This window comes from Paenibacillus naphthalenovorans (assembly GCF_900099895.1).
In the GTDB taxonomy this organism is placed as follows: domain Bacteria; phylum Bacillota; class Bacilli; order Paenibacillales; family NBRC-103111; genus Paenibacillus_G; species Paenibacillus_G naphthalenovorans.
Genome location: NZ_FNDY01000001.1, coordinates 39653 through 61201, shown reverse-complemented (window position 1 = coordinate 61201; position 21549 = coordinate 39653). Strand labels below are relative to the sequence as shown.

22 protein-coding genes and 1 riboswitch are annotated in these 21549 nt (G+C 49.9%); of the genes, 7 read left to right on the top strand and 15 right to left on the bottom strand.

Features of this window, described 5'->3' with window-relative positions:
* Window position 1: 1 nt before the first annotated feature.
* The 3 genes from spoIIIAB to BLT35_RS00300 form a co-directional block, all read right to left on the bottom strand.
* The gene (spoIIIAB, locus tag BLT35_RS00310; RefSeq protein ID WP_062408940.1) at window positions 2-520 is read right to left on the bottom strand and encodes a stage III sporulation protein SpoIIIAB; all 519 of its coding nucleotides are present in this window, start codon (window positions 518-520) and stop codon (window positions 2-4) included.
* A 25-nt stretch (window positions 521-545) separates the two neighbouring features.
* Complete coding sequence (gene spoIIIAA, locus BLT35_RS00305; protein ID WP_074726776.1) at window positions 546-1556, bottom strand: stage III sporulation protein AA; 1011 nt, start codon at window positions 1554-1556, stop codon at window positions 546-548.
* A 143-nt stretch (window positions 1557-1699) separates the two neighbouring features.
* Window positions 1700-1966: a YqhV family protein gene (locus BLT35_RS00300; RefSeq protein WP_062408942.1), complete on the bottom strand. Its 267-nt coding sequence runs from the start codon at window positions 1964-1966 to the stop codon at window positions 1700-1702.
* Window positions 1967-2108: 142 nt separating this feature from the next.
* On the opposite strand from BLT35_RS00300, the gene comA reads away from it, so the two are divergent.
* The 3 genes from comA (at window position 2109) to BLT35_RS00285 (ending at window position 4367) form a co-directional block, all read left to right on the top strand.
* Window positions 2109-2948 (top strand): phosphosulfolactate synthase, encoded by an 840-nt coding sequence (gene comA / locus BLT35_RS00295; protein ID WP_074726775.1) that lies wholly within the window; start codon window positions 2109-2111, stop codon window positions 2946-2948.
* Window positions 2949-2968: 20 nt separating this feature from the next.
* A complete protein-coding gene (locus BLT35_RS00290; RefSeq protein WP_054817749.1) occupies window positions 2969-3676 on the top strand; it encodes a 2-phosphosulfolactate phosphatase in 708 nt (235 codons plus the stop codon).
* A 226-nt stretch (window positions 3677-3902) separates the two neighbouring features.
* A complete protein-coding gene (locus BLT35_RS00285; protein ID WP_054817748.1) occupies window positions 3903-4367 on the top strand; it encodes a DUF441 domain-containing protein in 465 nt (154 codons plus the stop codon).
* A 1-nt stretch (window position 4368) separates the two neighbouring features.
* On the opposite strand, the gene BLT35_RS00280 is transcribed toward BLT35_RS00285, so the two are convergent.
* The 3 genes from BLT35_RS00280 to BLT35_RS00270 all read right to left on the bottom strand — a co-directional run bounded on the left by BLT35_RS00280 (window position 4369) and on the right by BLT35_RS00270 (window position 6311).
* Entirely contained in the window at window positions 4369-5625 is a 1257-nt protein-coding gene (locus BLT35_RS00280; RefSeq protein WP_062408944.1) for an aspartate kinase, read from the bottom strand.
* Window positions 5626-5732: 107 nt separating this feature from the next.
* Entirely contained in the window at window positions 5733-6017 is a 285-nt protein-coding gene (locus BLT35_RS00275) for a hypothetical protein (RefSeq protein WP_074726774.1), read from the bottom strand.
* A gap of 39 nt (window positions 6018-6056) precedes the next feature.
* Window positions 6057-6311, bottom strand: coding sequence for a DUF2164 domain-containing protein (locus BLT35_RS00270; protein WP_217437285.1), 255 nt, complete (start codon window positions 6309-6311; stop codon window positions 6057-6059).
* Between the two features lie 234 nt (window positions 6312-6545).
* On the opposite strand from BLT35_RS00270, the gene BLT35_RS00265 reads away from it, so the two are divergent.
* Window positions 6546-6635, top strand: coding sequence for a sporulation protein YjcZ (locus BLT35_RS00265; protein ID WP_074726773.1), 90 nt, complete (start codon window positions 6546-6548; stop codon window positions 6633-6635).
* Window positions 6636-6691: 56 nt separating this feature from the next.
* Here the strand turns inward: BLT35_RS00265 and BLT35_RS00260 are convergent, their stop codons facing one another.
* The gene (locus BLT35_RS00260) at window positions 6692-7897 is read right to left on the bottom strand and encodes an MFS transporter (protein ID WP_074726772.1); all 1206 of its coding nucleotides are present in this window, start codon (window positions 7895-7897) and stop codon (window positions 6692-6694) included.
* 201 nt (window positions 7898-8098) lie between these two features.
* Window positions 8099-8211, top strand: a riboswitch (TPP riboswitch).
* Window positions 8212-8303: 92 nt separating this feature from the next.
* Here BLT35_RS00260 and thiC point away from each other — a divergent pair.
* Entirely contained in the window at window positions 8304-10085 is a 1782-nt protein-coding gene (gene thiC / locus BLT35_RS00255; RefSeq protein ID WP_074726771.1) for a phosphomethylpyrimidine synthase ThiC, read from the top strand.
* A gap of 87 nt (window positions 10086-10172) precedes the next feature.
* Here thiC and BLT35_RS00250 read toward each other — a convergent pair whose 3' ends face one another.
* The 4 genes from BLT35_RS00250 to BLT35_RS00235 form a co-directional block, all read right to left on the bottom strand.
* A complete protein-coding gene (locus tag BLT35_RS00250) occupies window positions 10173-11846 on the bottom strand; it encodes a thiamine pyrophosphate-dependent enzyme (RefSeq protein WP_074726770.1) in 1674 nt (557 codons plus the stop codon).
* Window positions 11847-11850: 4 nt separating this feature from the next.
* Window positions 11851-12513: a GntR family transcriptional regulator gene (locus BLT35_RS00245; RefSeq protein ID WP_062408949.1), complete on the bottom strand. Its 663-nt coding sequence runs from the start codon at window positions 12511-12513 to the stop codon at window positions 11851-11853.
* Window positions 12514-12683: 170 nt separating this feature from the next.
* A complete protein-coding gene (locus BLT35_RS00240) occupies window positions 12684-13013 on the bottom strand; it encodes a hypothetical protein (RefSeq protein ID WP_062408950.1) in 330 nt (109 codons plus the stop codon).
* An 85-nt stretch (window positions 13014-13098) separates the two neighbouring features.
* Window positions 13099-13758, bottom strand: coding sequence for an HAD family hydrolase (locus BLT35_RS00235; RefSeq protein WP_074726769.1), 660 nt, complete (start codon window positions 13756-13758; stop codon window positions 13099-13101).
* A gap of 303 nt (window positions 13759-14061) precedes the next feature.
* Here BLT35_RS00235 and BLT35_RS00230 point away from each other — a divergent pair, with 303 nt between their 5' ends.
* Window positions 14062-14526, top strand: a complete 465-nt coding sequence (locus tag BLT35_RS00230; protein ID WP_074726768.1) for a hypothetical protein — start codon at window positions 14062-14064, stop codon at window positions 14524-14526.
* A 258-nt stretch (window positions 14527-14784) separates the two neighbouring features.
* Window positions 14785-15480 carry an MBL fold metallo-hydrolase gene (locus tag BLT35_RS00225; RefSeq protein WP_367888770.1) on the top strand — a complete coding sequence of 232 codons (696 nt, stop codon included), beginning with the start codon at window positions 14785-14787 and terminating at the stop codon, window positions 15478-15480.
* A 53-nt stretch (window positions 15481-15533) separates the two neighbouring features.
* Here BLT35_RS00225 and BLT35_RS00220 read toward each other — a convergent pair whose 3' ends face one another.
* From BLT35_RS00220 to BLT35_RS00205, 4 genes are all read right to left on the bottom strand, one after another.
* A complete protein-coding gene (locus BLT35_RS00220; RefSeq protein WP_062408954.1) occupies window positions 15534-16169 on the bottom strand; it encodes an RraA family protein in 636 nt (211 codons plus the stop codon).
* Between the two features lie 42 nt (window positions 16170-16211).
* Window positions 16212-18209 (bottom strand): IucA/IucC family protein, encoded by a 1998-nt coding sequence (locus tag BLT35_RS00215; protein WP_074726767.1) that lies wholly within the window; start codon window positions 18207-18209, stop codon window positions 16212-16214.
* Window positions 18206-20053 carry an IucA/IucC family protein gene (locus tag BLT35_RS00210; protein WP_074726927.1) on the bottom strand — a complete coding sequence of 616 codons (1848 nt, stop codon included), beginning with the start codon at window positions 20051-20053 and terminating at the stop codon, window positions 18206-18208. Before BLT35_RS00210 ends, BLT35_RS00215 begins: the two co-directional genes overlap by 4 nt.
* 90 nt (window positions 20054-20143) lie before the next feature.
* A complete protein-coding gene (locus BLT35_RS00205; protein ID WP_074726766.1) occupies window positions 20144-21415 on the bottom strand; it encodes an MFS transporter in 1272 nt (423 codons plus the stop codon).
* Window positions 21416-21549 lie beyond the last annotated feature (134 nt).

Sequence of the window (21549 nt, the reverse complement as noted above, 5' to 3'; positions counted from 1 at the left end):
CCTAATACATCAAGATGACGACGAGCAGCCCCATCAGCAGTCCCAGGCTTTTCCACATCCGTTCATACCGCTGCTGTTCCTCGCGGGCGCAGTCCGCTTCACCTTGAAGTTGATTGACGGCCAATTTGAGATGCTTAACCTGGTCTTCTCTGTCGGTCAGCCCCAGGGTAGAGCCGAGCTGCAGCAGCACTTCCTTCTCATTTGGCTTCATGGAGGTATTTCTCCAGCCGGCAGTCAACGTCTGTTCCCAAATGGTTTGGACGGAACGCCCGTCCGGTTTCACCAGCTCAGCCGCCGTGTCCAGAAACAAGGATCCCACCGGATGGGTCCCCGCTCGCCCGGTTTGTCTGAGCGCTTCCGGCAGCGGAGTGAAGCCGTACACGATTTCCGTCTCCAGCCGCTGCAAAAGCCGAATCAGCTCGGAGATTTGCTTAGGCCTGCGCGATAATTGGGATGCCTGATAAAAACCCAGGAGAGTGCCTGCCAGCAGAATCAACATGGCGCCCAAGAGCTTCAGCATCCTGGACTCCTTCTTTCGCTCGCGCTCATAAGGTCATCCCCCCTCTCAAGGCAAGCCTGTCATCCATCCGTTTACCAATTTGATCAAACACCGCCGTATTCGGTCCCGGAGGAGCGGCAGCCCCCGTCCTGCGGTGCAAAACGACGAACCGGTCAAAGACTTCGGCTTCAAGCAGCTCCCGCAGGATCGGACGTCGCTTCGCATCTTCGATATCCCGTCCATGCGCAGTCGCTACAATGCTGATTCCCGCATGAAGCGCTTCATGAATGGCGGCTGCATCTTCAGCCCGTCCGATTTCATCGGCGATCAGCACTTCCGGAGACATGGAACGGATCATCATCATCATGCCCTCGGCCTTCGGACAGCCGTCGAGTACATCGGTTCGGGGACCGACGTCGAAGGTCGGCACGCCTTTCACGCAGGCTGCGATCTCGGAGCGTTCGTCCACGATGCCGACCTTGAAGCTCCTGTAAGACCTTCCCGATTCGTTGACCTTGCCGCCTGAGCTGAGAAGCCGGGCCAAATCGCGGATGAATGTGGTCTTTCCTTGCTGCGGCGGAGAAATGACCAGTGTTCGATAAACACTCCCGTCTCTTGGCTCCAGCAGGAACGGCAACGCCCCTGCCGCCGCCTTTTTCCATTCCCGGGCAAGCCGAATGTTAAACCCGCTGATGTCTTTTATATATTTCACTTTGCCCTGCTCGACCACCGTCCGGCCGGAGAGACCTATCCGATGCCCGCCGGCTACGGTAATGAATCCCCGCTTCAGCTCTTCCTCAAACGTATACATAGAATGCTGGGTCAAGAGCTCCAGCAGCGTTGCACAATCTTTGTGGGTCGCCCGGTATGCTTGCTCGGGATTCGGGCTCAAGCCGCCTTTTTCGGCAACAAAACCATGTCCCGTGCTCCATATGACTTCAAGCGGACGCGACTCGCGAATGCGGATTTCTTGCAATTCGGCTTGAATTCGCGTTGGTAGAGTTAATAGAATCTGCCGCACAGGGGCAGAAAAAAACGGTAGAACCGATCCGATCAAAGTACATTCCTCCCACATTCGACGGTTACGGCGGCGCTCTATTGCCCGTCATCAGCATTGCGACGGTTACCGCGCTTCTACCGGCGTCAGTCTGTCCAACTTCTACAATCATGTGTATGCCTTACCTAGTGAAATATGACAGATTACTTTTTTAAGATTCCGATAAAAATGCAGCTGACCCCCGCCATCACCCATAACATTTTGCCTGCCGAAAGCTTATCCGCCAGCCCGACCAGCCCAATCGTCGTTGTTGTCAGAAGTACGAATGGCCCTACGAGCGCCAGCCCCGAGTTCACGAGCAGCGCTTTCTCAATCTGGTTAAATCGAAGCATGAGCAGGGCCGCAGCAATTTCGATACCTCCTGAAACGATTCGGATCATGGCCATACTGAACACAATCTTGTTCAACATCGACGTTTCACCTCATCCCTTGGTCTCTATACCCATCCTATGCAGGCTCGTCTTATTTTAGGAATACTGGGCACACCCCCAACTGAAAATGCATATGATGACACAGTAATCCAAGACTAACCTACAGCGAGGCGATAACTAGATGGAGGTATCAATACCGCTGCAGTGGAATGCACTGCTCAGTGATCCGACCGGACGCCGGACGCCTAAACCGCGGCAATCGGGAAAAACCATGGTGATCGACAAAGGACTGGGGCTTTATGCCTTAGAAGATCTGTTGCAAACGGCAGGCGACTATATCGACATGCTGAAAATCGGCTTCGGCACCTCGCCGCTTTATATGGCGGATTTTCTCAAGAAAAAAATAGAGATGGCCAAAGCATATGACATTACCGTATATCCAGGCGGTACGTTCCTGGAAGTTGCGATACGACAGGACGAGACAGACCATTTTTTTCAGATGGCAAAATATTTGGGGTTTAACGGGTTGGAAATATCGGACGGAACGATCGAAATGTCGCGCAGCCTGCGCAGCGAACTGATTTGCCGCGGCCTGAACGAGGGCTTTATGGTCATTACCGAATACGGCAAAAAAGGCTGGGGTTCATCTATTGAGATCGAAGAGCTGATCCAAACGGTAACGATCGATTCGCAGCTGGGCGCCAGTCTGATTACGATTGAAGGAAGAGAATCGGGCAAAGGCGTAGGCATTTATGACGCAAACGGAGCATGTATAGATGAAGAAATAGAGCGGGTGTTAAACCGGGTTCCCAGCACCGACCTGCTGCTATGGGAAGCACCGCAAAAGGAGCAGCAGGTACATCTGCTGCAAATGCTGGGCACGGATATCCACCTCGGCAACATTGTTCCCGGAGATATCATTTCGTTAGAGGCTCTGCGGCGGGGGCTTAGGTCGGATACGCTGCTTTTGGCTGATGTTTCCAGACAGGAGTCCTATCAAAGCTTCAATTGGCAAATCTAGAGGGGAGGCTGGGCAAAGGAATGAATGTGCAGGTCATCGCCAGCGTGGGCGAAGCGCGAACGGATGAGCTTCAGAACAAAACAGTGATCGTCATCGATGTACTGCGGGCCACGTCCACGATGCTGACGGCGCTCACGAACGGCAGCAGGTCCGTCGTACCCACCGAAACGGTAGCGCAGGCCAAAAGCCTGCAGCGTCCGGGGGACTTGCTGGGAGGCGAACGCAGCTGCAAGAAAATACCCGGCTTTGACTTCGGCAATTCTCCGTTCGAATATGCTCCCGAAGCCGTCAAAGGGAAGAACATCATCATGACGACGACAAACGGAACCAGGGCAGTGCAAAAATCACATAAAGCGGCGCATATTTTGGCAGGCTCCTTACTGAATGCGTCCAGCTGCGCGGTCAAGGCGCTGCAGCTGCAGAAGGAGATTGCCCTGCTGTGCGCGGGGACTCACGACGTATTCAGTCTGGAGGACGGACTGTGCGCAGGATTGCTGGCCGACGAACTGGTCCGGCTCACCGGCGGCGGCTGCGAGGTGAACGACCTGGGTCTGGCCATGATGCATGCGTACCGCCAAACGCACGACCGGCTCCCGGAGACGATACTGTCATGCTCGAACGGCAAACGTCTGATCCGGCTCGGATATAAAGAAGATGTTCTTTACTGCAGTCAGGTCAACCGGATTCAAGCCGTCCCGCAATTCCATGACGGAGCTATGGTGATTTGAAAGCTGCAGGAGAGTTCTGCGCAATGGCAGTGAGAAAATGGGGAGAAGCAGTGAGCAATCATGTCCTAAGCGGCAGCGGGAAGCCGCCGTTCTGCATATCGGCGGCCTCACCGTATGGAATCCCGCGACCGGTTTTGTATGGTTAATAAACAGAAAAATGCTTCGTTCTAATTCGGTTGACCCCTCATACATATAAAGTGATACCAAATGGACAAGGGGCTTAACCATGAACGGAGAGATACTGCTTGTTGCACTGATTATCATCGGGCTGATTGGCCGTTCCCATATTATTACGACAGCCGCCTGTGTGCTCTTGATCGTGAAGCTGATCAGCCTTGAGCGGTATTTGCCCACCATCGAACGAAGAGGGCTCGAACTGGGGCTGCTCTTTTTGACGATGGGAGTTCTGGTCCCTTTTGCCAGTGAGAAAATTTCCATCAAGGACGTCTCTTCCATGTTTACCACTTGGCCCGGAATACTGGCCTTACTGGGTGGAGCCATCGCCACGTATATGAACGGCAAGGGGCTTGAGCTATTAAAATTAGACCCACAAATGATTGTGGGTCTGGTCATTGGTTCGATATTTGGAATTATTTTCCTCAGGGGCATACCCGTCGGTCCATTGATGGCCGCCGGCATTACTGCTTTTTTGCTTAGAGCGTTTACTTTCTTATTTGATAAAATCCGCTAGCTTATCTTCTTTCCGACGGTCCGCCGACAAATACGGTTTGATCCGTATCCAGGCCATATGCCGTGTGCAGAGCTTGAACCACTTCGTTCAAACGGCCATTCTCGATAACGCAGGAAGTCTTGATTTCGGACGTGCTGACCAGCAGGATGCTGATACCGAGCTCCGAGATTACTTCGAACATCTTGGCGGCGACGCCCGGCGTACTGACCATGCCTGCCCCCACGATGGACACTTTCACCAAATTCGTCTCGGAGGTCACTTCACGGAAGCCCACGGAAGAGCGAATGCCTGCAATAACCTGCAGCGCTTTTTCCAAGTCGGACGAGGATACGGTAAAGGAGAAATCCGCGAGTCCGTTAATCACACCGCTTTGCACGATAATGTCCACATCGATCTGTTCCTTGGCCAAAGCCGTGAACACCTGGGCCAACTGTCCTGGTTTTTCTTCCACACCCAGAATGCTGATTCTCGCTACATTTTTATCGTATGCAATGCCGCGTACCACGATGCCTTGTTCCATCGCCGCTTCCTCCTTCACTTGCGTACCTTCGTTATGGTTGAAGCTGGATCTGACAACCAGCTTTACATTATAGTTCTTTGCGTATTCAACCGCTCTGGGATGCAGTACCGCCGCTCCGAGATTGGCGAGCTCCAGCATCTCATCGTACGAAATTTCGTTTAACTTGCGCGCACATTTGACGATGCGCGGGTCCGTCGAATAAACGCCGTCCACGTCGGTGAAAATTTCACACACATCCGCCTGAATCGCTGCGGCAAGCGCAACGGCCGTCGTATCCGACCCGCCTCGCCCAAGCGTCGTGATCTCCCCTTCTGCGCTCATACCCTGAAAGCCCGCAACAATGACGATCTTGCCTTCTTCCAGCGCTTTAAGCACACGCTGCGGCTGAATATCGGTAATCCGGGCTTTGCCGTGGAGCGCATCCGTGTACATCCCCGCCTGCCATCCGGTGAAGGAAACAGCCGATGCTCCCAGACTATGTATCGCCATGGACAATAAAGCAATCGAAACCTGCTCCCCGGTCGTCAGCAGCATATCCATCTCACGCGCAGGAGGGGTTCCTGTGTAAATTTGTTTGGACAAGTCAATTAAATCATCGGTGGTATCTCCCATCGCCGAAACGACAACCACGCACTGATGGCCCTCGCGCTGTCTCTCTACTACGCGGTTGGCCACACGTTTCATTCTTTCCGCATCGCCAACGGAGCTGCCGCCGAACTTCATAACTATCAGAGACAAAACTGCTCACTCCCTACACAAACATTTGCATAACTAATGAGACATTATATCACAAGCCCTGTGTCTCTTGAAACAGAAAAATGAGGAAGCTTCAGACGGACCATCGTCTATTGTCTGTTTCTTCGCTGCTTCCAGTGGTGGAGTGCCGGCTTGATGAGAAAAGCATAGAGCAGTACACAACCGATAAAGGTAATCATATAAGCCCACCCCGGAACCTTCACGGCTGTACCGAACGATACGGTCCGATGATGCACCTCTACGGATTCATAGGTACTGATGATATCGGGAACATAGAGCATCGTCATCACATAACCGGAAATGATCTGAACGGTAAATAACAAAAAATGAACCGCCGCGGCAAATATCAATCCGTTTCTTATCGTTTTTACCATCTCGCTCCTCCATTCTACAGGCGACTCATCGCCTCCCGTCTACCGGCTTCTTCCCACCGGTTTCTCCAGGGAGTACAGCTCGTCTTCCAGCGCCGACATCCTCTCCAGCAACGTTCGTCTGGCATCCCCAATGGCATGGTTGTATACCGGGGGTCCTACCAGTCCGATCATAAAATCAATCAACTGCTCGGCCTCCAGATTTCCGATCGATTCGGTTCTTTCTTTTTCAAAATATTGCTGAACGCGCCACACCATTTGTTCTTTTTGCTCTTTGGAAATCTTTAGAGGGATCATTCGGCCCGCCCCTTTCCTTTGGCATCTCCCGGCAAAATGACTCAAAAAAAAAGAATGCCAGAATGCGGTCGCAGCTCTTTTTCTTCTCTTTTCCGAGTTCCAAACCAGCTTGCCTCCGAAATAAATGACCGGATTTCACTTGTTATATATATACATTTTTAGAAAAGACCCAATCCCCCGATCAATGTAATTCATAAGATGACAATATGTTATAGCGAAAGGAGGCTGTCATCAATGAGCTTCGCAAGAGGTTTTACTTCTATTGGCGTGATTCTCGTCCTTTTCATTCTTCTCGTTATCGTTTCGACTGCATGGTTCATCTAATATGATCCATCGACCTGCGCTCGGGCTTACAGCTCGGGCGTTTGGTTTGCGAATGATCAGGCCTGATCATTCGCAGAACGGGTATCCCCTAACGGAAGACCGCGCTGCATTAACAACGCATGGGACAGCAGTGCCGTTGCACATCCTAAAGCGCCGATCATAATAAAACCCTGCCGCAAGGTCAATAAATCTCCGGCTACCCCCATGACCAGCGGACCTGCAAACATCCCCAAGCCATAGATGGCCTGATAAAACCCCATCGCTGTAGCCCTTCTTCCCGCATCCATATGCTTTATGCTGAGAGCCATCAATACGGGCGCTGTGAGTCCACGGCCAATCCCCGCAAGACATTGGGTAACCATCAGCATCCACAAGGTTGAAGAAAACGGTATAAGAATTGTAAAGATTCCGGAAAAGATGAAGCCGATGATGATGATATGGTTTTCACCCAGTTTCCGGGCTACATATCTGCCCCCTACCAGGGACGCTATCGCCATAGGAAACGTGGAAAAGAACGTCAGCAGTCCCATATCGAGCTTCGTCGCTCCGATCGACTGGGCATATACGGGAGTAAATCCAAAAACCGTAGCGAATGTCAGCAATTGAAAAAGGACAGCCAGAAAAGAGACGGTCAACAGCCTCTTGTCGCTGCCTACCTCCAGCATGCCTTTGAAGGTCATGGGCTGTGTGCTTTTCTTAGGGGTTTCTACAAGAAAGAAAGCACCCGCAAGCCCCAGAGCGCCTGCGGCGGCACCGATAAGAAAAGAAGATTCCCAGCCATACCTATCCGCGAACCACCCGCCGCAGAGAATGCCGAACATTTGACCGAGCGAGTTGTAAAATGAAATCGTTCCGATCGCTTGCGTCGTCTCTTCCTGACGGTAGTAGCTGGCAAACAAAACCGTAAAGTCTACCCACGTCGCCGCAGCCGCGCCTGCCGCGGCCCTGAGCAGGAGAATCCACGTCAGTTCCTGCGTAACCAGAATCCCGACACCGGATAAAACCGAAAAAAACAAGCCAAATACAATAAACCATTTGTGCTTGTGATAACGGTCCGAGACCACGCCCACCGGTATCCGCAGAAGCATTTGACTCAATCCGTACATGCCGACAATCAGTCCGGCCATTTTATAAGAGGCGCCCAGATATTCAACGTATGCGGTCAAGATCGGCACACAAGTATACATCGAAAACCAGAACATCAACGTGACCGTACAAAACAGCGGTATCCTATAGTTTCGCACTTCAGGCGTATCATTCATCCCCGGTCTCTCCCCGTTTTCACTTCATTCATCCACCCCGCTTTAATGCACACGTTCACTGTTTATCATAACCGATTTCAGGAAGATTCTGAAGCACTAAATTCTGCAATGCTCCGCACCGGAATCATCATTCCAACAGGGTGCCGTGATATAAAAACAGGTTGATTTTTCAAGATCTTATGGTTATTATTGGTATGACAGTTGAATAACAACGGGAGCTTGGGAGTTGCCAGGCTGAGAGGACAGCCGATTGCTGTCGACCGTAAAACCTGATCTGGGTAATGCCAGCGGAGGAAAAGTCCTAGCCTTTGTGTATTCAAAGACCGCTTCTTTCCCGTTGCGGTCTTTTTGGTTTGCATCGAAGGGTTTCTCCGCTTGATCACATTCATTCTGAGGAGGAATTGAAATGGCAAGCGAAATCAAAGAAAAAGAAGCAGCCCCTCATCTTTCGTCTTTTCCGGGGAGCAAGAAGGTGTATGTGCAGGGTTCGCGGGAGGATATTAAAGTACCTATGCGGGAAATTAGCCTAACCCCGACAACCATCGGCGGCAATGTACAAGAGAACCCGCCTGTCAGGGTATATGATTGCAGCGGTCCATACACAGACGGCAGCATCCAAACCGATATTCGCTCGGGACTTCCGCTTAACCGCCGGAATTGGATATTGGAGCGCGGCGATGTTGAAGAATATGCGGGAAGAGCGGTCAAGCCGGAGGACAACGGATATTCAAAAGAAGAATCCGTCAAGCGGGAAGAACGATTTCCGGGATTGCAGCGCAAACCGTTACGAGCCAAAAGCGGAGCGAATGTAACGCAGATGCATTATGCCAGAAAAGGAATCATTACGCCCGAAATGGAATATATCGCCATACGCGAGAACGTCTCCCCGGAATTTGTCCGCAGCGAAGTCGCACGAGGCCGGGCGATAATTCCGTGCAACATCAATCACCCGGAAAGCGAGCCGATGATTATCGGCAGTAAATTTTTAGTCAAAATCAATGCCAATATCGGCAATTCGGCTGTCGCTTCGTCGATTGAAGAAGAAGTCGAAAAAATGAGATGGGCGACCCGCTGGGGCGCAGATACCATCATGGACCTGTCCACAGGCAAACATATTCATACCACCCGTGAATGGATCATTCGCAACTCCCCCGTGCCCATCGGTACCGTCCCTCTTTATCAGGCCTTGGAAAAAGTCGGCGGTAAAGCGGAGGATCTGACTTGGGAAATTTATCGGGATACCCTGATCGAACAAGCCGAACAAGGCGTCGACTACTTTACCATTCATGCCGGTGTGCTGTTACGCTATGTTCCTTTGACGGCGAAGCGGGTTACGGGAATCGTATCCCGCGGCGGTTCCATCATGGCGGCGTGGTGTTTGGCGCATCATCAGGAAAATTTCCTTTATACTCATTTTGAAGAAATTTGTGAAATCATGAAAACCTATGACGTCGCTTTCTCCCTTGGTGATGGATTGCGCCCGGGATGCATTGCGGATGCCAATGATGAAGCTCAATTTGCCGAATTGGAGACGCTTGGCGAGCTGACCCGAATCGCATGGAAGCATGATGTTCAGGTCATGATTGAAGGACCCGGCCATGTTCCTATGCACATGATTAAAGAAAATGTGGATCGTCAGGTTGAAGTATGCCAGGAAGCCCCGTTCTATACCTTAGGCCCTCTTACGACAGACATAGCCCCGGGGTACGACCATATCACTTCAGCTATCGGCGCAGCCATGATCGGCTGGTTCGGTACCGCCATGCTTTGTTATGTAACTCCGAAAGAGCATCTGGGTCTTCCGAACAAGAATGATGTTCGCGAAGGCGTCATCGCGTACAAAATCGCAGCCCACGCGGCGGATTTGGCCAAAGGCCATCCCGGAGCCCAGGAAAGGGATAACGCCTTATCCAAGGCGCGTTTTGAGTTCCGTTGGAGAGATCAATTTCATTTGTCGCTGGACCCCGAAAGAGCTATGGAATACCATGACGAGACGCTTCCAGCGGAAGGCGCCAAGACGGCTCATTTCTGCTCGATGTGCGGCCCCAAGTTCTGCAGCATGAGAATTACACAGGACATTCGCGAGTATGCCAAACAGCAGGGGCTCGAGGAACAGCGGGCCATCGAAAAAGGCATGGAGGAAAAATCCAGAGAGTTTAAAGAAGCCGGCAGCGTCATTTATAAATAATAAAGCCATGGGGAACGGCAGCTTTACAGCTCCTTCTTTTTCCAATGAAAAGACCAACGAAATCAACGTTGGTCTTTTCATCATGATTTACATTTGCTTTGCAGGCTGTGCCGCTCTCAGCTCTTCGATCGTTCTGGCTGCCGACACTTGCTGCGGATCGATGCGAACCTCGATCAGCGCAGGCTTTGAAGAAGCCAGCGCCCGCTGCAGCGCAGGTACAAAATCTTCATTCTTTTCTACAAGCTCTCCGTGTCCGCCCATATTCGTCATGATTTGCGCAAAGTTCGGATTCGATAATTCCGTTGCAATCACACGCTTTGGAAAATGCTTCTCTTGATGCATACGGATCGTACCGTACATGTTATTATTAGCGACGATCGCCAGGACAGGGATTTTGCAGCGTACAGCCGTCTCCAGCTCCTGCACCGTCATCATAAACCCGCCATCTCCGGCATAAGCCACAACGGTTTTCTCCGGTTGGGCCACCTTGGCTCCAATGGCTGCCGGAAGGGCATACCCCATCGCACCGGAAGTCGGCCCCACAAAAGTCCCTTCCTCCTGAAACCGGTAATGTTTGGCCATCCATCCGTAGAAATTACCTGCATCCGAAGTGAATATGGTGTCGGAAGGAAGGTGATTCATCAGATCGCCCATGATCCCTTCCAAATTCACATAATGCTGACCAGAAGTGACGCGAACCTCGGAATATTGTTCATATTTCTTCCGCTGTTCCTGTATATAAGCCTTACGCTCTTTGCTTTGCCCTGATTCGCCCAGCTCCGCAAGCAAGTCAAGCATAAAATTTTTCGTGTCAGCTACAATCCCGAGTGCCGGCCGGTATACTTTGTTCAATTCATCCGGTGAAATATCGACATGTATCAGCTTGGTCCCGGAGGTCAACAGCGTATAGTTCTGTGTCGTTATTTGGGAGAAACGGGTCCCCAGGGCAAGAACGACATCCGCTTCCCTTATGCACTCCACCAGATACGGCGCGGCACCCACTCCCAATTGCCCGATGTAGTACGGATGCTGATTTGGAAACGCGTCAAAGCGGCGAAATGCCGTTGCCACCGGAACTTGCAATTTTTCGGCCAGTTCCACTAATTCTTTCGCAGATTTGGTGCTCGTTACTCCGCCCCCGGCGATAATCACCGGACGCTTGGCATGCCGCAGGATTTCTTTGGCTTTGGCCACGGCTTGGCGATCCGGACGCGGATGGGATAACATCTCGGATTCTTGAAAAACCATTTCAGCCGTTTCATCCAGGACGTCCTGAGGCAAGGAGATCAGAACCGGGCCCGGTCTGCCGGATCTGGCCATATGAAAAGCCCTGTGGACCAATTCCGGGACCCGGCGGGCATCGTTGAGCTCCACTGTCCATTTGACCAAATGCCTGAAATAATCCGCCAGATCGATCTCCTGGAATCCTTCCCGTCCTCTAAACGAGCTTTCCACCTGTCCGATGAACGCGACCATGGGCGTGGAGTCTTGATGAGCGGTGTGCAAGCCGATGGATAAATTAGTTGCACCCGGCCCGCGTGTAGCGAAGCATACCCCTACCTTGCCGCTGGCCTTCGCATAGCCCTCAGCCATGAATGAAACCCCGCCTTCATGACGGCCGGAAATCAATTCAATCCGAGGTGTTTCGTACAAAACGTTTAATACGCTCAAATAGCTCTCGCCGGGTACGCAAAACGCCTTCTCGACGCCCTCCCTCAATAGAACCTCTACGATAGCTTTGGCAGCGGTCATGTGTGTCATAACTTTACTCCTCTCTGGTTTGATGTTGCTTGATCAAGTACTCAATGGCATTTTTTCTGGATGAAACAATATGTTCTTTCATTCTCATTTCGACCTTATCCGGATCTCTTTCCAGAAAAGCCTCAATAATGGCTACATGCTCAGGGATCGAGACATTATGCTTCTCATTAACGGATGAGGTGATAGCAAATATTCTATGATTATGGTCGTAAATGTTGCCCATGATATTATGGATAAAGGTGTTAGGGTACGAATAGATGATTTGATTGTGCAGCTCTTTATCCAAATCAATATAATAGGCTTTGCGTTCTTCGGGTGTCATCCCTTCGGGCGGTTCAACCAAGCGTTGCTTCATGTTTAACAGCCAATCCTCCGGAAGCTTGCGGCACACGCTTTTAGCTACGAAGGGTTCGATCAATTCCCGCATTTCATATACTTCATTGAGTAATTCTACGGTAACGCCGGAAACGATGATCCCTTTGCGGGGATAAATATATACCAGCTTCTCTTGCTCCAATTTTTGCAGCGCTTCTCTGATCGGAGTGCGGCTGATGTTAAGCTCTTCCTGCAGCCGATCCTCGGAAATGTCGGATAGCGCTTTCAATTCGCCGCTTAAAATTTTGCCCTTGATGATCCGGTAGGCCAAATCGGTTTTTCCTTGTTTCATTCCATCACCCTTTTTATACTCTATAGATGTATTTATAATATTTAATTGATATATCAGAATTATATTTATCATAATCCCAATAACTTACAGTGTCAATAGGAAATCAGACAAAAAAAAACACGCATACACGTGGGCCGATTTATGATTCATCGTTAACACTGAAACTGCCTTTATCTATTAAAAATGAACATGCTCACTATGACTACTATTAATATGATTGCCAGCACAATAAAAAATGATTTAAAAAATCCCGCTATAAATTCCATGATTTCAGAGCCCGATTTCCATTCCAGTTTAACCCATAGCGCAATTAATGTAATGAACATGACCGTGACAGCAAAACGCAGTACTGTGAAAATATACTCTCTTAAAGGGATAACCCGATACTCAAAAAATCCCTTGCCATTATTTATCGTTTCCGTATCAGGGTAGATCAGTATGCCTAGTAACAGGCCTATAATCAGACTATATACTGCTCCTTTGACCAGTGTTCTCTCCATCGTTATCCTCCATTTGCGGTTTGCGGCAGCGGACCGGCTAGCTTGGGCCGCGGTTCTATTGAAATATCGATCTGAAATAACGCTCCTAAGATGACCTGATAAAGCTCAGGATTTCGATGATGTTGTTCACCTGGCCTATGGGCTTTACTCCCCTTTTGATCATCTCTTCCATCGTTGTGCCGTAGCTGATGAAAGCAATCCCCGCATCATTCGACGCTTTACCGTCAATCCATGAATCTCCAACCGCAACCCATTCATCGGACAAGATATGCTCAAATTGTTTTTTGGCATAATGAAATCCGGATGGGGAAGGCTTAAGCGAAGTCATGTGCTCTCTTCCTATGATCAGATCAAAATACGCTATGATTTGGGTGATTTCCAGAGCCTTTCGAGCCGCTGTTACTGAATTATTCGTTACGATGACTAGAACATAGTTCTTGCACAAAGCTTCCAGCAATTCCCTGACCCCTGGTTCAAGCCCTGCGCCTTCCATCCCTTTTAATTCATGTTTTTCCGTTATCTTGATTATGGTTTCATACATCTCATCGGTCATGCCTGTATTTTTGGCGTGTTCGATCAAGGTGGATGTCGTGTGCTCCTGTACGGGAAATTCGGCAGGAATCACTTTATGGCGGACCAGAAAACGATACACATCGTGCTTCATGGCCGGGAAATCAATGTTGGATTGCAATAATGTGTTGTCCATATCGAATAGAATTCCCTTGATTGTACCGGTTCGCAGCATAAACTCCCTCCGAAGCTTTCCGTTTAAGACCGCAATGTCGCTGCTTTCTTATAACGTTCCAGCGTTTCACTGTGTCACAACCTCTTTATTTTACATGGAATTCACGAACAAATATAGCTGTTCCGGAAAAATGTTTCGCGGGTAACCGGCTCCGCTTGCCGCGCTGTTCCGGACCGGTGGTCAAAATCTCGAATTCACTGTCATTTTCTATCGCAGGACAGTCCTGCCGTCGCAATCCTCTTGCAGGCTTCGAATCCTTTTAAATAGCGGGCTTAGGGACCAAACCATCCAAGGAGTATAGTCATGAAAAAAATATGTACAACCCGATTCGACTGGAATAAAATTACAGAAAAATTGGACGATTTTTGGGAAGAAAAGAGTTTCACATGGAAAAAATGCTTAAATCCAATAACGAACAGAATCGGCTTCGGTATTTACTTTTATAAAAATATAACCATAAACCTGAATCGGATCAATAAAGAGATACTCCGATTCGCCGAGGACAGTGTCGCACTTTCCCAATTTAACAAAACGGCGTTTCCCCGTTTTATATCGGTTGCCGATGGAATTCATGCCAAGATGTTCACCCAATTGCCTAACCATGTCATTGAACAGATCACTTCTTTGATTCAAGCGCTCCCGGGTTATCAACTGCTGCAATCCGCCACGCGTCCATACGGGTATCAATGCGAGCTTTATTACAATCAAGGAAAAGTATTTTTCGGCTCACTGCAGATTCATTTCAAAAAAATCAACCATCAAGAATAGCCTGAACATACGCTCACTGACGATCAAGGGATCGGTGAGCGATTTTTTTACTTCGATTTCATCCTATTCCCACAAAATATATATTGACTTTTTATTATTTTTGTGGTATAATAAATATTTTTATTATTTACTATCTCGATATGATTTGATACGATAGGCTATACAAGCAAGAGATCGCATATCCATTGGGGAGGGATCATCATGTTCATTACCAACGGTGTATAAGGATTGGAAGTTTCATCCAATATCATGGGGCGAATGGATACTATTTATCCTACCCTGCTCTGGGACACAGACCATACGATTTTGGTGGATACCGGATATCCCGGCCAATGGCCGCTCATTCGCCAAGAAGCAGAGAAGTCCGGGATCGCATGGGATACGCTGAATAAAGTCATTATAACACACCAAGACCTGGACCATATCGGCAGTTTACCGACAATTCTCAATGTATTGCCTCAACCTATCGAGGTATTGGCCAATGACGTTGAAAAACCATATATTCAAGGAGAAAAAAGACTGCTTAAAATAAATCCGGAGTCCGTAGCCCAAGCTATGGACTCTTTGCCGGAAAATGTGCCGGAGGAGTGGCGCAAAGCCTTCAGACAAGTGCTTGAAAACCCGCCCAAATCAAAAGTGGATAAAACCGTAGCCGACGGAGAAGAATTGCCCTATTGCGGAGGGATCGTAGTGATTCATACGCCGGGACATACTCCCGGGCATATCAGCCTGTATCATATACAAAGCAAAACACTTATCGCCGGGGACTCTATGATCGTGGCAAACGGAGAGCTGCTTGGGCCCGATCCGCAGTACTGTATCGATGCGGACTTGGCCGTAAACTCTCTGAAAAAATTTGTACAGTACGACATTGAAACTGTCATCTGCTATCATGGCGGCCTGTATAAGGATAACGTCAACCGGCGCATAGCGGAATTAGCAAACGGACAGTGACCGGAAACAACAAATCGAGCTCTTCTATCTTGTCTGAAGAGCTCTTGGATTAATTACGATGTTATAGGCGGGGATTCCAATTGCCGGCCATGTTCGTACTCTTGTCTTCGCAGTGCCTCTTTGCGCTGTTTCTCCAAGGCCGCATAACCAATCTCTTCGGCGTCTTCCGGGTTCACGGCGAACAGGCCGTCATCATCGCCTACAATTAAATCGCCGGGACGTATGCTTACCCCGCCTATGCTTATGGTGGTGTTCACCTCGCCCTGAAGTTTAAGGGAACGTGTGGTCAGCGCGCTGATTCCTTTCGAATAGACGGGAAAACCAAGTCCGGTTATCGCGCGAACATCGGTGACGCACCCGGATACAATGACGCCGGAAACTTTTTTGTCCAGCGCAGCGTAAGTCCTGAATTCTCCCCAGCATGCTCTTTGGCCATCGCCGGACATATCCACGACAAGAACATCGCCAGGCTGAACAAGCTCCATGGCATGGGAAATGGCGGCAGAGTCAAGATGCGGAATGCGAACCGTAACCGCGTTTCCTATCAGTTGGATCGGCCGAAAAAGGGGCTGCAGCCCGTTAAGAAAACCAAAATCCGTAAGATGGCCAATGGTGGAAGTACTGATACTCCGGTACAGCTCCAAAAGCTCTGGCGTAACCCCCTGTACTCTGGCCTGAATGCGAAACACGCGTCCCTCTCTCCTTTCCTGAATTCGTTAACCTGCCCTGCCTCATACCGAAGTTTCTATCGCCCCGGCACATACTTTAAAGGGATTCGGCGCTTCTCCGAGCCCAAAGGGCATGCTTCCCGGGACCCTGGAATTGGGCTTCAGAAGCGGCCGGATGATTTGCTTCCAGGGCCATCGTTCCCTGGCGAATAAACATTCCTCGAGTACGCACCTCACCTCATCCGGTACATTAGCCTCAATCATTGCCAGATTCAAACATTCCTGCAGTTCGATCCATAACCGTTCTTCTTTAATGCCGTAATACCGTGACAGGCTGTCAAGGATTGCGTAACTGTTGACCTGGATGCCAAGCATTTGGAAAAAGGAGAACAGCTGATGCGGCGTGTCATGATACAGAGAGTTCGGATGACCCGGCCGCAATCGATACTCGGGATCTTCCAGCCCGTTGGCATTTAACCAGGGCACATGCAAACGCAGCGCATCATGATCGCGAAGCAGCAGACCTTCTATTTTCCCCCGGTTCAAGATTAGAATGGAGTTTTGTCCATGAACTTCAGGCATCATCCCCAGTCGGAACAAACGGAAACATATTTCAAAATAAGGCAGCAAAGCCTCTTTGAATAAACGCAAAACGGAGGATTCATTGACTTCCAGTCCTGTCATGCGCAGCCATTCGTCAAACAAATGCCCCTTCCTGTCCCTATCGAAAACTGTCAGAGACGACATGGGCACTAAACGTACATGTTCATGATCTGTGATTTCCGGAGGGTATTGTCTTATCATGGCGGATAAATGTCTGGGAGGATCGGCAAACAAGTCTCTGTTATCAGGCAGATAAGCCCACCAAACGGTTTCATCGCATAGAAGCAGCCGTTTTTTCAAGACGGGGTCCCGTTCCAGCGCTTGTCTCATCAGTCGTTCCGCGCGCTGTCCATTCATAAGCTTAATGGCCGAAAGATAGCGAAGTCCGCCCAGGGAATGCATGCCCAGCGGAAGCTTGACGTGTAACTGGCCTCCATTGGCGGGCATCAATGACCGTAAGGAAGAAGTGGCGTAAAAGGTGCCCGCTTCAACGTTTAACGGTATGCAAATCCCTTTGCCGATTTCCTCTTGCAGTTGTCCAGGCAATACGGTAGACATTTGCCACGGGTGGACGGGAACAGGTACAAACTCCTCCGTACTCAGCCCTCGCCTGTCCATTTCCTTACGGATCCCGGCTTTCTGGTCTTCGGCAAGCAGCAGATCCGCCGGAGCTAACCCCCCTGTTTCTGCCTGCTTATATTGGTCTTCAATGGAATGTTCATCCAAGCCGCTAACGAGATACCGGCGTTTCACCGCCATCCAGTTCAGTTGAATCGGCCGGGCAAATTCGGCTGTATAGTTGCGGTAATCTTCCTGCGTCCAACCCAGCTTGACTTTGGAGACAGGGTGGAAAGGCCGGTCGCGAAAAGCCGCCTTTCTCTCCAGCTCCAATAATGAAGCTGCCGAAGGCAAACCCAGTATTCCTGCCGACGGTTGTTTGTTTTCAAGAGACCAGGACATTTGCAGCAATGTTTGATCGAGCATATTCATAAAGCGGTCCGCTCCGCCGGCATCTATGGCGGCCGGATCTTTCCCGTAAAGATGAACGATATGCCGCATCAGCCCCAACGGATCGAGCTTTTTCAGATAGACCGTATGGTTCTCCTCTATACGCACTTCGTACATGCCTGCGGATGCCTCAAAGCGGTATGGCTGCAAGATTGCAGGATGTACAGGAAAAACAATCATGGCCTCATGATAATCATCCAGCCGCCAGCAATAGACGCTTGCCTTAGGATGTAAAGAACCGAATTGCCGGTCTGCTGCGGCTAGTCCCATGTGACCGCGAACCATGAACTTCCATTCGGTTTGGGATAGAAGGTTCACCTCGTCGTGTTCGTCAAAAAATGTTTCCGCAAGCAATGCATTGACCAAGTCTTCCATGACCCGGCAATCGGCTTCATCAGCCGCTTCCTTCGAATGTGCGCGGGAATCGGGACCCTTATGTTCCGTCGTCATACTCTCCCTCCTCTGATTGTCCGGTATGGATATAGGGGATTCGGTACGGACTTTGGATCGACCTCCGCGTCTTTCCACAGCCGCCTTCTTGCCAATTGTTCGATTTGAATCGTTTCCGAGAACAGATCATAGTGCTCGAAATTTTGGCTGTATTGCGGATGCTCATCCTGATAGAGATAAATCACCCGGGCAACCATTTCCCAAAAATCCGTTTCCTGAAGCCCGTACTGTTCGTTTAAAAACATGCACAGCTCGCTTATGCACACAAAGAAAAACGCGCTGTGCACAAAGTCTTTGACCGCCGGGAGATCATCGGTTTGTATGAAGGAATGACGATTTAAAGCGCGATGATGAGCGGGCTCCGGATGAAGATCGGGACAAACTTCCGGTTGTCCCAGATGCTGTTTGGAAAACCGAACTCCATCGTGAAAATCTTTCAACGCCAGACGGCAAGGACGTCCCTCTTTATGAATGAGAATTATATTTTGAGCGTGGGACTCCATAGCTATTCCGTGTGCGTACAACATATGAATGATAGGGGTTATCGCAACCTCCAGCAGCCGGCGCGTCCAGTTTTCCAACCCGTACCTGCGAACCCACGGTTCAATCCATGGCTGCTCTCCGGCCATGTGGCAGAGCGCACTGAACGGAACCGCTTCTTCATCGTCTCTTAAATAGCAGTATAGACTCTTCCTCCAAATCACACCCAAGTTCCCATAGGTTTGCAGTTGTACAGTGGACGGAAGCTTCTCGTAATCAAAGGAAATTCCCGCAAATTCAGCTAAAAAAACAAAATCGAGTCTTCGAGCGGTTTCGTCATCCCTGGTTAGAGACAGCAGCCAATCCGAAACGAGGGGCGCGTTCATCACGGTATGCTTCGCCAATATTCGTTTCGTTGATGTATTGGTGATATTCAGCGCCAGCTTCATGTACGCTTTCTCTTTGTGGGAATGATTGGCCCAACTGCGTATAGACTGCTGCGGACGGTACTCGTCGGAACCGTTGCCAAGCCGGACGATTTTCTTTTCGGATAGCTGACGATGAAAGTACGGTAGAATCATGTGCTCCCACTGCCAGGGATGAACGGGCATAAACCAGTAATCGCCGGCATCCAGCCCCTTTTCATTAAGCAAAGAAACAAAGGCTTCATACGCAGGTTTCCCGAGTTCATGCTGTATAAATGAGTTGTAGTCTGTTCCTTCCGATAAAGAAATCAGGCTCTGCGATTTGGAGACCGCCAACCATACCGGCTTTAGTTTTGTTTTAAATTCCGGTCCGTATAAGGCATTGTCCCCCAAGCTATAGCCGATCCGCGATTTGTAGCACGGATGATACGGATGGCCGTCCAAATCGCTTTCCAAATCATCGTAATCCCATGGCGTTTCCGGCATTGGAGCGACGGACTTATGGTATTGGGCCTGCAAATCTTTTACCAGCGTATGTTCCAGTTCTTGCAGCAGCATCGCCAAACGTTCATTTTTTTGAACCTGACCGAGCACTTCTTCCACAAATCCGGACAACGTTGCCGCAGTCGGGTCTTCCTTTGCTTCCTTGCGTCTTACCGTTCCTTTCTTTATGCGAAAACGGCCGAAACTGAATTGGCGTTTGCCCTCAAACATATATTCAACGGGTTCCCCTTCGTTTGTTTTTCCCGGGAGAACAAGGCGATCCTCGAAATCTCCGGACACGGGAAGCCCATGAAGGGGAACGGCAATTTCTTCATAAAGCACCGCCTCGATCAGCTGACAAAGGACTCGTTGTTCCACTTTAGCATAAATTTCGGACGAATAAGCACGAATCCAATCCTTCTCTTCTCCGCGCTGTAATGGTTCTAACACACTCATCAGTTCACGGCTCCCATCGTTCGAAAGTAATATGGCATCATCCATTTCATCTCCATGAAGCGTTTCGCTTTGATTCCATTCGTTCCCGGATTATTTCACCTCCCCGCTGCGGTTATTATCCTGCACACCGGTCATGCCGACCGGCTTGCTGTAACGGTTGGCGTCAGGGAGAGTGAATTTCATCAAGCCATTGTTGAGCAGCAAAAGAAAAGCGGAGCAAATAAAGATCGACGGTAATCCGAACCGGGAAGCGACGGCTCCCATGCCGAGCGCCCCTGCCATCCCGCCAAGAAATATGGCACAATTGACATAACTGTAGGTCCGGCTTTCCATCCCTTTCGGCGCAAAATGACGAACGAGAACATGGATTGAAGGCATCATCCCGCCAAGGCACGCCCCCGTACAGAAACGCAGCACGATGAGCTGCCACAGTTCCTGGACAAATGCCTGCGGAACAGAGAACAGGATCGCTCCGAATGCGGCGCAGATTAACACTTTATGCGAGCCGTACTTGTCCCCTAATTTCCCCAGCTGCGGGGCGGTAATCATGTTAGCCATCCCCATCGACGCCGCCGTAATCCCGGCCAAAAAGAACAGATTATCCTGACTCGGCGCCAAGGACTGGACATACAGCGGGATGAAAGGCAAGGTGCCCACCATGGCCGATCGAATGATGGATGCGGAGACAAACAGGGATGCAATTGGTTTTCGGGATACGATTTTCCTGAAATCTTGCACAAAGTTTGTCTTTTCTTTCCGGTCTTGTTTCTCAAAGTTTTCTTTGACCAAAAAGATGACGATCAATGCCGCTATGAAAATACTTACACCGGTATAGAAAAAGACGGCGGCGAACCCGAACCAGTCGGCCATCAATCCGCCCAATAAAGGGCCGCACATGGTTCCGGCCACAGATCCGGAATGCAAAATCCCCAATGCATACCCGCTCCGCTCCTTGGGCGTGTTCGTGGCTGTCAAGGCGATGGCGGCCGGACCGAATCCGGCCATCATCCCGTTTAATAAACGCAGGATCAGCAAGTGAATATGGCTGGTGGCCAACCCCATCAGCGTAATGGTGACGGCCATGCCAATTCCGGAACGGACAAGCATGAGCTTGCGTCCGTAGCGGTCTGCAATCTTTCCCCAAATCGGTGAAAAAATAAAGGCCGTCAGCAGGTTGGCGGCATAAATTATGCCCGTCCACCAGCGAACTTCTTCCGGATCGGTAAGCCCTAATTCCTGCAAATAAAGCGGTAAAAACGGGGTGACGCAGCTCATTGAAGCCATCGCCAGAAATTGCCCTACGTACAAAATGAACAAATTTCGTTTCCACTTTTCCACGGTGACGACACATTCCTTTCTCATTTTAAAAGGCCGTTAAACCTTATGGGAAAGCGGGCATTGGATGTCTGTCCCATAAAATAGGAATGTTAACGACTTTGGAAACGGAACGCCCTATTTTTACAAGCTTCCCGATTTTTGGGTTCGGCCGGGACCGC